This is a genomic window from Curtobacterium sp. ER1/6, assembly GCF_001742745.1.
GTDB lineage: Bacteria > Actinomycetota > Actinomycetes > Actinomycetales > Microbacteriaceae > Curtobacterium > Curtobacterium citri.
The window spans coordinates 121,740-133,876 of sequence record NZ_MJAK01000005.1 but is presented as its reverse complement, the minus strand read 5'-3'; the positions used below and the strand labels follow the sequence as shown (position 1 = coordinate 133,876).

General features: G+C 74.8%; 9 protein-coding genes. 3 read left to right on the top strand and 6 right to left on the bottom strand.

Annotated elements, in window-relative coordinates; all coding sequences use genetic code 11:
• Positions 1 to 18: 18 nt before the first annotated feature.
• The 4 genes from Cus16_RS09735 to Cus16_RS09720 all read right to left on the bottom strand — a co-directional run bounded on the left by Cus16_RS09735 (position 19) and on the right by Cus16_RS09720 (position 6,169).
• Positions 19 to 3,084 (bottom strand): AAA family ATPase, encoded by a 3,066-nt coding sequence (locus tag Cus16_RS09735; RefSeq protein ID WP_069712465.1) that lies wholly within the window; start codon positions 3,082 to 3,084, stop codon positions 19 to 21.
• Positions 3,084 to 4,247, bottom strand: a complete 1,164-nt coding sequence (locus Cus16_RS09730) for an exonuclease SbcCD subunit D (RefSeq protein ID WP_069712464.1) — start codon at positions 4,245 to 4,247, stop codon at positions 3,084 to 3,086. Before Cus16_RS09730 ends, Cus16_RS09735 begins: the two co-directional genes overlap by 1 nt.
• A gap of 94 nt (positions 4,248 to 4,341) precedes the next feature.
• Positions 4,342 to 5,547: a hypothetical protein gene (locus tag Cus16_RS09725; protein ID WP_069712463.1), complete on the bottom strand. Its 1,206-nt coding sequence runs from the start codon at positions 5,545 to 5,547 to the stop codon at positions 4,342 to 4,344.
• A 19-nt stretch (positions 5,548 to 5,566) separates the two neighbouring features.
• On the bottom strand, positions 5,567 to 6,169 hold the full coding sequence (locus Cus16_RS09720) for a hypothetical protein (RefSeq protein ID WP_069712462.1): 603 nt from the start codon (positions 6,167 to 6,169) through the stop codon (positions 5,567 to 5,569).
• Positions 6,170 to 6,413: 244 nt separating this feature from the next.
• Here Cus16_RS09720 and Cus16_RS09715 point away from each other — a divergent pair, with 244 nt between their 5' ends.
• Positions 6,414 to 6,980, top strand: a complete 567-nt coding sequence (locus Cus16_RS09715; protein WP_069712461.1) for a MarR family winged helix-turn-helix transcriptional regulator — start codon at positions 6,414 to 6,416, stop codon at positions 6,978 to 6,980.
• 61 nt (positions 6,981 to 7,041) lie between these two features.
• Complete coding sequence (locus Cus16_RS09710; RefSeq protein ID WP_069712460.1) at positions 7,042 to 7,551, top strand: mycothiol transferase; 510 nt, start codon at positions 7,042 to 7,044, stop codon at positions 7,549 to 7,551.
• Positions 7,552 to 7,750: 199 nt separating this feature from the next.
• Here the strand turns inward: Cus16_RS09710 and Cus16_RS09705 are convergent, their stop codons facing one another.
• Positions 7,751 to 9,865 carry a DEAD/DEAH box helicase gene (locus tag Cus16_RS09705; protein ID WP_069712459.1) on the bottom strand — a complete coding sequence of 705 codons (2,115 nt, stop codon included), beginning with the start codon at positions 9,863 to 9,865 and terminating at the stop codon, positions 7,751 to 7,753.
• A 266-nt stretch (positions 9,866 to 10,131) separates the two neighbouring features.
• A complete protein-coding gene (locus Cus16_RS09700) occupies positions 10,132 to 10,986 on the bottom strand; it encodes a PPK2 family polyphosphate kinase (RefSeq protein WP_069712458.1) in 855 nt (284 codons plus the stop codon).
• A 107-nt stretch (positions 10,987 to 11,093) separates the two neighbouring features.
• Here Cus16_RS09700 and Cus16_RS09695 point away from each other — a divergent pair, with 107 nt between their 5' ends.
• Complete coding sequence (locus tag Cus16_RS09695) at positions 11,094 to 12,125, top strand: alpha/beta hydrolase (RefSeq protein ID WP_141718914.1); 1,032 nt, start codon at positions 11,094 to 11,096, stop codon at positions 12,123 to 12,125.
• The last annotated feature ends 12 nt before the right edge of the window (positions 12,126 to 12,137 follow it).

Below are 12,137 nucleotides of genomic sequence, written 5' to 3'. Positions count from 1 at the left end.
TCGTACCGGTGACCCGGCTCAGACCGTCGTCGTGACGCGAGACCCGCCGTCCGGCGTGCGCCGGACCGCGATCCGCTCCGGAATGCGCTGCTTGAGCTCCTCGACATGGCTGACGATGCCGACCTGACGGCCACCCGCCGTGAGCCGTGCGAGCTGCCCGATGACGTCGTCGAGCGTCTCCGGGTCGAGCGTCCCGAAGCCCTCGTCGACGAACAGCGTGCCGAGCGACACCCCGCCCGCCTCGGCCTGCACGACGTCGGCGAGCCCGAGCGCGAGGCAGAGGGAGACCGTGAAGGTCTCGCCGCCCGACAGGCTCCCGGGTGCACGACGGGTGTCGGTGCTGTGGTCGTGGACGGCGAGGGCGAGCCCGGTCCGACGGGCTCGGGACCCGGCTTCGCGCTCGTCCGAGGTCTCGAGGGTGAACCGTCCCGCGAGCATGCCACGGAGGCGGTCGTTGGCCGCGGCGACGACGTCCTCGAAGCGGCGCATCAGCACGTAGGTGCCGAGCGTGATGCCGGTCGGGTTGACCCCGGCGGCGCCGTTCGCGACGTCGGCCAGACGGACGACCGCACGGCTGCGCGCCGAGAGGGCGTCGCGGGACCGGACGGCTCGGTCGAGGTCGGTGGCGCAGCGCGCGCTCGCGTCGGCGCGGTCGGTCGCGCTCACCGCCGCACGGGTGGCCTCGTCGGCCTGCTCGACGGCGGCGCGGTGTGCGGCCCGGGCAGCCTCTGCGTCGAGGTCCTCGTCGGTGTCCTCCGCGGCGGCGACGACCCCGGGTTCGGCGAGGCCCGCCTCGACCACGGCGTGCTCCCGCTCGGCGGCGGTGACCTCGCTCCGGAGTGCCGACGCCTGCTCGGTCGACAGCACCGCGGTCCGGGCCGTCTCCAGGGAGTCGAAGTCGTGGTCGGCGAGCGTCCGGGCCACCTCGACCTCGCGCTCGAGCACCGCACGTGCGGCGGCAGCGGCGCGCTCGTCCGCGGCGGACACGGCGTCCGCACGGGCGACGAGTGCCTCGAGCGCATCCACCGCCGCGCGCAGCGACGGGACGGCATCGGCACCGGCGTCCGGCTCCTGGTCGCTGGTCGCCCACGGGTCGGCCAGCAGCTCCCCGGCTCGGTCGACCGCATCCGCGACCGCCGCGGCGTCCTGCCCCAGCCGATCCTCGTCCGCCGCGCTCGTGGCCACCAGGACCGCGCGGTCGGCCTGCACGGCGTGGTGCTCGCGCTCGAGCGCCCGGGTCTCGTCGTCGAAGGCGGTGCGTCGGCCCTCGAGCTCCGCGACGCGGACGGCGGCGTCGCGGGCGGTGCGGAGCCGCGCCGCTGCCGCCGCTGCCCGTTCGGCCAGGGTCGTGGCGTCGGCGTCCCCGACGGCTGCGCGGAGCCGCTCGAGCGCGGCTCGCTCGACCGCCAGGTCCGTCGCGGCCTCGGCCAGGGCGGCCTCGGCGGCGCGGGTCGCAGCGGCGGCGGCCTCCACGCTGTCGGCGTCGGGGTGGTCGGACTGCGGTACGGCGACCGCCGGGTGCTCCATCGCGCCGCACACCGGGCACGGGTCGCCGGGCACGAGTGCGGCGCCGAGCTCGCCCGCCAGGCCGGCGATGCGACGGGCGCGCAGGGACCGCTCCGCCTCGAGGAGCTCTTCCGCACGCCGACGCCGGTCGGCGACGACCGGTTCGGCAGCGGCGACGGCGGCGACGGAGGCGTCCCGGGCGTCGAGGTCGGCCCGGAGCTGCCGCACCTGTTCCGTCTCGGCCCGCGCGGCCTCGGCGTCGGACGCCGCCGTCGCTGCGGCCCGCGCGTCCTCGACCAGGGCGGTCCGTCCGGCGGGGCGGGCCTCGAGCGCGACGTCGAGCTCGCGGATGCGCTCAGCGAGGCGTCCGGCCCGTGCGGCGGCGTCCGCCAGCGCACGTCGGCGCCCGGCGATCGTGTCCTCGACCGGCACGAGGTGCCGCACCGCTCCGAGGCACGTGGCGACGTCGGCGCGACGGGCGACCACGTCCGCCGTGTCCGGGATGCCCGAGCGGCGTCGCAGGTCGGACGCGGCTCCGGCGGTGTCAGCGGCCCGGGCGCGGGCGGCGTCGAGCCCGTCGGCGGAGGCGGTGACCCGCGCCGCCCGCTCCGCGAGGTCCAGACGCTCGCGTGCGGCAGCGACCCGGGGAGCCCGCTCGTCGAGCTCCCGGCGCCGGGCGAGGAGCGCGGCGCGTCGGTCGCGGGCGGCGAGCCGCGCGGCGACGTCCTGCTCGTGCGCGCGCGCCCGGTCGAGTGCGGCGACCGCGTTGGCGCGCCGGGTCACGGCCTCCGACGCCGCGGCCTGCAGCGCGTGCAGCGTCGCGGACACCGCGTGCTCGTCGGCCACCGCGTGGTCGTCGGCCACCGCGTGGTCGTCGGCGGCCGACTGCTCGTCGGCAGCCGTCCCCGCCGCCTGTGCGAAGCGGGCGAGGGCGTCACGGACCCGGGCGTCGGCAGCCTCGACCTCGGCCTGCACCGCCCGCCGTCGTGCCGCGAGCTCGTCGGCCGTGCGGTCGTAGACCTGCGTGCCGAACAGGGACTGCAGGAGCTTCCGGCGGTCCTCACCGGGCGACCGGAGGAAGCGGGCGAACTCGCCCTGCGGCAGGACGACGGTCTGCAGGAACTGCGCGCGGTCGAGCCCCACCACCCGGGTGACCTCGAGTCCGATCTCGGGGATGCGCGAGGACACGGGCTCGCCGATCGCGTCCGCCGGGTGTGCGAGGCGGAAGAGCTGGGCGGACGCCTGCTGCCGGACCGTCCCCGCTCCGCGCTGCTTCGGGCGGTCGTACTGCGGCGTCCGGCGCACCCGGTACACCCCCGCACCGGTCTCGAAGACGAGCTCGACGAAGGGCTCGACACCCGGGTCGGCGTGCTGGCTGTGCAGTCGGTCGTGGGTCGAGCCCTCGCCCGCGAGCCCGCCGTACAGGGCGAACACCACGGCGTCGATGATCGTCGACTTGCCGGAGCCCGTCGGCCCCTCGAGCAGGAACACCCCGGACGCGGCGAGCGCCGCGAAGTCGATGGTGACGAGCTCCGGGTACGGTCCGATCGCCCGGAGCTCGAGTCGGTGCAGGTACATCAGCGCCCCCGGTCGTCGTGCATCGCGAGGGCCGCCGCCTCGTACGCCTCGGTCAGGACCGCCCGGTCGTCGTCGTCCGGCGCGGTCCCGGTGGCGAAGGCGACGAAGTCGGCCGCGACCTCGACGGGGTCGGACGTCGCCGTCACCGGCCGCGCTGCCGGGCGCTCGGGACGGTCGGCGGGGTCGTGGGTGATCGCGAGGGCGTGCGGGAGGTGGTCCTTCACCCGCGCGTACATGCGCTCGGGGTGCACGGCATCCGTCACCGCGACCCGGACCCAGGCGTCCGCGTCGGCGCGGTGCGCTCCGGACTCGATCTCCGCGATGGTGGCGCGCACGTCGACGAGCCGTCGTGGGACCGGCGTCGGCACGAGCTCGACCGTGACCGAGCCGTCCGCCGCCAGGTCGACCACCGTGACGCTCTTGCGCTGGTGTCGTTCACCGAACGAGAACGCCAGCGGCGACCCCGCGTACCGGATCCGGTCGTCGGGCCCGACGCGCTGCGGACCGTGCAGGTGGCCGAGCGCGACGAGGTCGATGCCGTCGAAGACGGACGCGGCGACCATGTCGACCCCGCCGACCCGGATGTCCTGCTCGCTGTCGCTCGGTTCCGCACCGCCGACGAAGGCGTGGGCGACGACGATGCTCCGGGTGCCGGGACGCGTTGCGAGGTCGGCGCGGACGCGCTCCGTCGCCGCGCCGAGGACCGCCTGGTGCGACCGGGCGAGCGGCTCGTCCGGCACCGCGGCGAGGGCGTGCCGGGTGAGGTCGGGGTGCAGGTACGGGATGCCGTAGACCGCGACCGCTCCGTCGTCGTCGGTGAGCAGCACCGGGGTGCCGATGCCCGTCGGCTCAGCGAGGATCCGCACCCGATCGTGCATCACACCGGACCCGAAGCCGAGCCGGGCGGCGGAGTCGTGGTTGCCGGGCGTGAGGACGACCGTCGCCGTCGCGGCCAGGCGTTCGAGCGTGCGGGAGAGCATCCGGACGGCGTCCACCGGTGGGATCGCCCGGTCGTAGACGTCACCCGCGATGACCACGAGGTCGACACCCCTGGCGCGGACGGTATCGACGAGGAAGTCGGTGAAGGTCGCCTGGTGCGCGAGCAGGTCCGCCCCGAGCAGCGTGCGGCCGAGGTGCCAGTCGCCGGTGTGCAGGATCCGCATGCCGTCACGGTAGCGGCGTCCGGGGACATCCCCGGACCGGCACCGCCGGGCTGTGGAGGACCTGCGGTCGGCCGGACGCGGTGCAGGACCGGGGTCAGCGGACGCAGCTGGTCCCGTCCCCGAGGCCGATCCCCGCGAGGGACGAGTACCGGACGGACACGGGCGCGCTCGGCGCGGCGGTCCACGAGCTCGCGTCGGTGGCCTGCACCCGGACCGCCCGGGTGGTCCCGAGGGCGAGCAGGCTGCTCAGCCGGACGGTGGCCGACCGGGCCCTGCCGTCGGTCGTCGCGAGCACGGCGCCGGTGTCGTCCGACAGGGTGAACGACCGAGGGTCGTCCCCGGCGTACTGCCACGCGATGACGACGGAGCCGCTCGCGTCGGTGCACGTCGGCGACGTCGCGGGCGCCACGACGGCCGCGGTGAGCCGGAGGTCGGTCGCCGTCGCCCGGCCGAAGGGCCCCGCGTCCGCCCGGCCGGCGGGCAGCACGACGGACCCGCCCGCGGCGAGCACGACGAGCACGACCGCCCCGGCACGGTGGGCCCGGCCGCGATCCGCCCCGGCACGACGGGACCGGTCACGACGGACCCCGCTGCCCCGGCGCGCGACGGGACGGAGCGACCGACGGCTCGGGTCGGGACCCGCGACGGACGGCGAGCCGACGTCGGGGGCCCCACGTGCCTCCCGGCCGGTCACCGCAGCGTCGGCGACGGGGCCGGCGTGCCCGGCACGACGTGCAGCGCGGTGCGCGGCCGGCCGCCGGAGCGCCCCGTCGACGGTCGCGAGCGCGAGCAGCGCGACGACCACGAGGGTGAGGACGCCGGTCTCGACCCACCGCCCCTCGCGGACCCAGAGGACCGGACTCGCGACGAACGGGACGCGGAGGGCGGCAACCCCGTGCACGGCCGAGCGCTCGATCGGCGTCGAGTCGGCCTGCGGGTTGGCGTCGCCCTTCGTGACGACGGTCCCGTCGCGGCCGGGCTCGACGAACCGGTGCATGCGCAGGCGCCCCGGGTGGTCCGGGTCGTCGGCGAGCAGCACCTGCCCGGGCCGGACCTCGGCCGGGGCGACCGGGCGCGAGACGACGACGTCGCCCGGCAGGAGCCGCGGTGCCATCGAGCCGGTCATCACCGTGGTCGGGTGCCAGCCGAGCAGCGCCGGCGCGGCCGACCAGACGGCGAGGCCGACGAGGGCCGCGAGGACCGCACGGGCCGCCGTCGCGACGACCACCCGACCCCAGTCGACGGCGTCGTGCAGCCCGTCGTGCGGCGCTGCGGCTCCGCGAACGGCGATGCTGACCATGACCGTACCGAGCCCGCCGCTAGTTGTTCTGGGCCTCCCACGTGAGGCCGACCGACGCGGTCGTGCCCTGCGCGGCGTTCGGCGTCGCCGCGGCCACCGAGTAGGTGACCCGGTAGACGCGCGTCTCGTTCGTGCCGCCGGTGGTGGTCCACGCGCCGAGACCGTTGCCGAAGCCGGTCGCCTGCGTGCCGAGGTTCGGCAGACTGTCGTTGAAGAGCGTGCCGCCGGTCGCCGCCGGCGTGAAGCCCGCGCACGAGGCGAAGCCGCCGCCGGTCCCCTGCTCGATCTTGATCGTGGTGTTCGTGGCGAGCGCGCTCGAGGTCTGCGGGCTCGTGGCGTACAGCTTCACGGTCGACGGCAGCGACCCGCTCGACGTCACCGTGATGCACCTGCTGTCGGTCGACCCCGGCTTGAGGTTCGTCGCCGCGAACAGCGCGGTGTTGGCCGTGGCGTCGTTCGACAGGGCGACGGTGCCGGCGGTCCAGTTGCTGGTCGGCGTGGACGTGGTGGCCGAGAAGGCCGAGTACGAAGCCGTCGAGACGACGACGCCCGACGCCACGAGGGCGGCGGGAACGGCGATCCAGGCCGCCAGGCGGGCAGCACGAGGGGTGACACGGGACATGGTCGTCCTCCAGAGGGGTTCCTGATCGGTGGCGGCTCCGGACCCGCGGTGGTTGGTCGCGCTTCAGAGCCTCGTAGTACGGCGATCAAGCTACTCGGCGACTGCACGAACGACAAGGAGCGGTGTGCCCCCATTGTTGGGGGGTATCTCAATCATTGAGATACTTGTTCGATGGACCGGTGACCCGGCCCCGCCCGCGTCCCGTCGATCGCCGCAGCGATCACCCACCCGAGAAGAGCCACCCGTGCCCGACGCCTCCCCCGTCCTCCCGCCCCGCAGCCTGCCGTCGACGTCCTCTGCCCCCGTCTCCCCCGACGTCGACGTCGACCCCGCGGCCGTCGTCCCGCCCGCGGGCGGCTGGCCCGGCGACCCGGCGCTCGGTCGCATGGTGGAGGCCTTCCGGCTCCTGCAGGTCCGGCACGCCCGGCTGCTGGCCCACGAGAGCGCGACCCGCGGGCTGAACGTCACCGACACGCGGTTCCTCGTGCACCTGGGTGCCACCGACGGGCACGCGACGACACCGAAGCAGGCGGGCGACCAGCTCGAGCTGAGCACGGGCGCGATGACCTCGCTGCTCGACCGGCTCGAGCGGCGCGGTCTGGTCGAGCGCCGTCCGAACCCCGGCGACCGCCGCAGCATCCTCGTTCGGAGCACACCGGCCGGTCTCGCGGTCGCCCGTGGGGTCGGCGACACCTGGGCCGCGGTCTTCGGAGCGGCGATCGCCCCCGCGGACCGGACGGCCGTGGCGTCGGCGTTCGAGGCCATCGGCGCGTCCCTCGACGGACACCACCGGGCAGTCACCGCGCGCTGAGCCCCGGGCCACTCCCGACCACCGGAAGCGAGGTCGGCACGCCCCGCGTAGCGTCGGCCGCATGACCCCAGCGGAACTCCTCACCGAAGCGTTCGCCCGCGTGCCCGAGACCGTCGCGCGTGCGCTCGACGGCCTCTCCACGGACCAGCTCGCCGCCCGCCCGGCCGCGGGCGCCAACACGCTCGCATGGCTGGCCTGGCACACCGCCCGTGGGCAGGACGCACAGGTCGCGGACCTCGCGGGCACCGAGCAGGTCTGGACCGCGGACGGCTGGGTGGAACGCTTCGGCCTGCCCTTCCCGGCCGAGGCGCTCGGCTACGGGATGTCCCGCGAGGACGTCGGTCGCGTGCGCGCGTCGGCGGACCTGCTGAACGGCTACCTCCGCGCCGTGCACGAACGCACCGCGGCCTACCTGGCGACGCTCGGTCCGGACGACCTCGACCCCGTGGTCGACGACGCGTGGGACCCGCCCGTGACGCGCGGGGCCCGGCTGGTCAGCATCCTCGACGACTGCACGCAGCACGCCGGCCAGGCCGGCTACGTGCGGGGCCTGCTCTTCTTCAACCGCTGACGCCGGTCCCACCAGACGGACGGGAGGCGCGGTGCCAGCTGGCACCGCGCCTCCCGTCCGTCGTCTGGTCGCGAGACGCCGCGCGGTTCCCGAGACGCCGCGGGATCTCGCGGCGTCTCGTGTGCACCACGGCGTCTCGACGGAACGCCCCCGTCTCGCGCACGACGAGACGGGGGCGTTCCGGGACCGCTGGTCGCGACTAGCGCGCGGCGAGCTCCGCCACGATGCCGTCACCGGGCGCCGCCTGCACGAGGTCCGCCTCGATCTCGGCGTTCTCGAGGATGCCCTCGATCTTCCGGATGCGACCGCGCGGGACGATCGTCACGACCGTGCCCTCCTTGCCGGCACGACCCGTGCGGCCCGAGCGGTGCATGTAGGCCTTGTAGTCGTCCGGGGCGTCGGCCTGCACGACGAGCGACACGTCGTCGACGTGGATGCCGCGCGCGGCGACGTCGGTCGCGACGAGCACGTTCACCCGGCCGCTCGTGAGCAGCTGCAGGTTGCGGGTGCGCCGCGACTGGTTCAGGTCACCGTGGAGCGAGGTCGCACGGATGCCGGCGTCCTCGAACTGGTCGGCCAGACGCTCGGCGTAGGCGCGGGTGCGCGCGAAGACGATCGTCTTGCCGTCACCGGCCACGAGCTCCTCGAGGACCTGGTCCTTCTGGCGCTGCTCGACGACCAGCACGCGGTGGTCGATGGTCGAGGATGCCTGGTCCTCGCCGGCGACCTCGTGGACGCTCGGCTCGTGCAGGAACTCGGACACCAGCGAGGCGACCTGCGCGTCGAGGGTCGCGCTGAACAGGAGCTTCTGCGCGCGGTTGCCCTGCGGGGTGACCTCGGCCGTGGCCGAGAGGATCTCCCGCACGGGCTCGAGGAACCCGAGGTCGCACATGTGGTCGGCCTCGTCGAGCACGGAGACGACGACCTCGCTGAGGTCGAGCTTCCCCTTGTTCATCAGGTCCTGCACGCGACCGGGCGTGCCGACGATGATGTCCACACCGCGCTCGAGGGCGCCCTCCTGGCGGCCGTAGGGCACACCGCCGTAGATCTGCGTCGTGAAGAGGCCGACCGAGCGGGCGATCGGCTGCACCGTGCGGTCGATCTGCAGGGCGAGCTCGCGCGTCGGGGCGAGGATGAGCGCACGCGGGGCGCGGCCCATCTTCCGCTTCGTGCCGCCGCCGTGCTCCATGAGCTTCTCGACGAGGGGCGCACCGAAGGCGATGGTCTTGCCGGAGCCGGTGCGGCCGCGGCCGAGCACGTCCTTGCCGGCGAGCACGTCGGGGATCGTCGCGGCCTGGATCGGGAACGGGCTCGTGGCGCCCATCTCGGCGAGGGTGCGCGAGATGTTGCCGCCGATCCCGAGGTCGGTGAAGCTCACGCCCTCGACGTCGGCCGCGACGGTCGCCTCGGCCTGGAGCTTCTCGAGCTTGACGTCGTCGGCGGGGACGTACGAGCCGCGGGAGTCGTCGCGGTCGCGGCGGGGAGCGCGGTCCTCGTCGAACGAGCGGCGCTGGGGGCGGTCGTCACGGTCGAAGGAGCGACGCGGGGCGCGATCGTCGCGGTCGAACCGACGGGCACCACGATCGTCGTCACGACGGGGCGCGCGGTCGTCACGATCGAAGCGACGGGCACCACGGTCGTCCTCACGACGGGGCGCACGGTCGTCACGATCGAACCGACGCGGGGCGCGGTCGTCACGATCGAACCGACGGGCACCACGGTCGTCATCGCGACGCGGGGCACGGTCGTCGCGGTCGAACCGACGCGGGGCACGCTCGTCACGGTCGAACCGACGGCCACCACGGTCGTCGTCACGACGCGGCGCGCGGTCGTCACGGTCGAACCGGCGCGGAGCACGCTCGTCACGGTCGAAGCGACGGCCACCACGGTCGTCGTCACGACGCGGAGCGCGATCGTCACGGTCGAACCGACGAGCACCACGGTCGTCGTCACGACGCGGTGCGCGATCGTCACGGTCGAACCGACGACCACCACGGTCGTCGTCACGACGCGGGGCACGGTCGTCACGCTCGAACCGGCGCGGGGCGCGTTCGTTGCGGTCGAACCCGCGACCACCGCGGTCGTCGCGGCGCTGACCGCCGTCGCGCGGCTCCCAGTTCGGGCGGGCCGGACGCTCGCCCTGCGCCTCGCGGCCTCGGCGCGCATCGGCGTCCCAGCGCTGCTTCTGCCGCGGCTGCGACGGGTCGGCGGCGCGGTAGCCGCGGTGCTTGCTGGAGCGAGCGGCGGGGGTGCCGTTCGCGTGGCGGACTCGGTCGTCGGCACGCTGACGCGCGCCCTTGTCGTACGGGGCCATGGCTTCTTTCCGGGGTGCAGACATCCGCGTGCCCGGCAGCGACGTCGGCGCAGGCTCATGAGGCGGAGAGGAGGTTCTTCCCGTCGCGGTTCGACGTGAATCCAGCCCTCGAACAACACACACCCGAGCAAAGGCCGTGATCACAGTGTCACGGCGTCGAAGGCCGACCGAGTGATTCTACGCGACCCGGCGCGCGCCCGCCAGCCCCGGGGCGGACGTGAGCCGCGGGGACGGGGTGGGGCGGGCCTCCCGGTCGGTGCCCCGGATCAGGACTCCGCGAGCCGCTGCCGCTGCTCGGCCACGTCGAAGTCTGCCGCGGGCCAGCTGAGCTGCATGTCCTCCAGGGCACGGAGGAGGAGCTGCTGGACGGCGAGCCGGGCGTACCACTTGCGGTTCGCCGGGACGACGTACCAGGGTGCACGCGCCGTCGAGGTCCGGTCGAAGACCGTCTGGTAGGCCTCCTGGTACTCGTCCCAGAGGAGCCGCTCGTCGATGTCGCCCGGGTTGAACTTCCAGTGCTTGTCCGGGCGGTCGAGGCGGTCACCCAGCCGCTCGCGCTGCTCGTCCTTCGAGATGTGCAGCATCACCTTGACGACCGTCGTGCCCGCGGCGACGAGCCGGTCCTCGAACTCGACGATGGCGCCGTAGCGGCGTTCGATCTCCTCGGGCGGGGCCATCGACCGCACCTTCTGGATGAGGACGTCCTCGTAGTGGGACCGGTCGAACACCCCGAGCTGCCCGGCCCGCGGGAGCTCGCGCTCGACGCGCCAGAGGAAGTCGTGCTCGCGCTCCTCGGCGGTGGGGGCACCGAAGCCGGCGTAGTGCACACCGTTCGGGTCGACCGCGCCGACGACGTGCGAGACGATGCCGCCCTTGCCCGCGGTGTCCATCGCCTGCAGCACGAGGAGCACGCGGCGCTCGTCCCCCGCCGTGCTCGCGGCGTGCAGTCGCTCCTGCAGGGCCGCCAGGCGGTCGGCGCCGGTGGCGAGCGACTCGAGCCCGTCGATCTTGCGCCCGGGGAAACCCGGGGTGCCGTCGGGGTCGACGCGGTCGAGGCGGAAGCCCTCCTCGACGCGGAGCAGGGGTTCGGGGTCGGTGTTCCAGGCCTTGCGACGGCTCACGGGTCCTCCTGCGGGTCTCCTCCATCCTGGCACCGCGGGCCCGTCCTGGCACCGGAAGGCCCAGCGGCGGACGCGGCGCACGGGACCGCGGGTTAGCGTGGACGCCGATGAGGACAGGCCGCCGGACACTGCTCGCACTCCTCACCGCGGGGGCGGTGCTCGGTGCGCTCGTGTCGTGCAGCGGCGCTCCCGCGGCGGACCGGGACGAGACCGTGACGGCCGAGCCGGTGATCTACCCGCTCTCGCTGCGCTACCCGGGGATCGACGTCGTGGCCGACGTGCCGTACGGCTCGGCGGACCTGCAGCGACTCGACGTCTGCCTGCCGCCGGACAGCGCGCCCGACACCACGGCGACACCGACGCCGACGCCCTCGCCCTCGCGCTCGCCCAGCACGGCGGCGGCGGACCCCGCCCGGGCGGACCCCCGCCCCTCGTCGGGCCGCCCGGCCGTGATGATGATCCACGGCGGCAGTTGGTCGCACGGCGACAAGGCGACCGCGGCCTACCGAGCGGTCTGCCAGTACCTGGCGTCCGAGGGCTTCGTGACCGTCAACGTCGACTACCGCCTGGCCCCGACCGACCCGTGGCCCGCCGGGTACGACGACGTCCGCCGGGCGCTCGACTGGGTGTTCCGCCCGGCGACCCTGGAGACCTACGACATCGACCCCGACCGCGTCGGACTGTTCGGCGGCAGCGCCGGCGGCAACCTCGCCGCGCTGCTCGCCGTCCAGGACCACGAGTCCGCCGCCTGGGCCGCCGGTGACCGGGTGCGCGCGGTGGTGGACCTGAGCGGTCCGACGGACCTGACGGCACGGTCGACCGAGCCGGACGGGGTGTCGGCCTCGTTCCAGCGGAAGCAGCTGCTCTACCTGGGCTGCCGGGCGTACGCCGACTGTCCGGCGGCACAGCAGGCCTCGCCCGGGTCCCACGTCACCACGGACACGCCCCCGTTCTTCGTCGGGCACTCGACCGACGAGTTCATCCCGCTGTGGGAGTCGCAGGAGTTCGTGGCGACGCTGCGTGCCCACGACGTGCCCGTGACGTTCGTGGCGGTCGAGGGCACGGCGCACTCGATCGCGCAGCTCGACCGGGCGATGAGCGAGCGGGTCGTTGCCTTCCTGCGGGCACGGCTCGGCTAGTCGCGAGCGCCG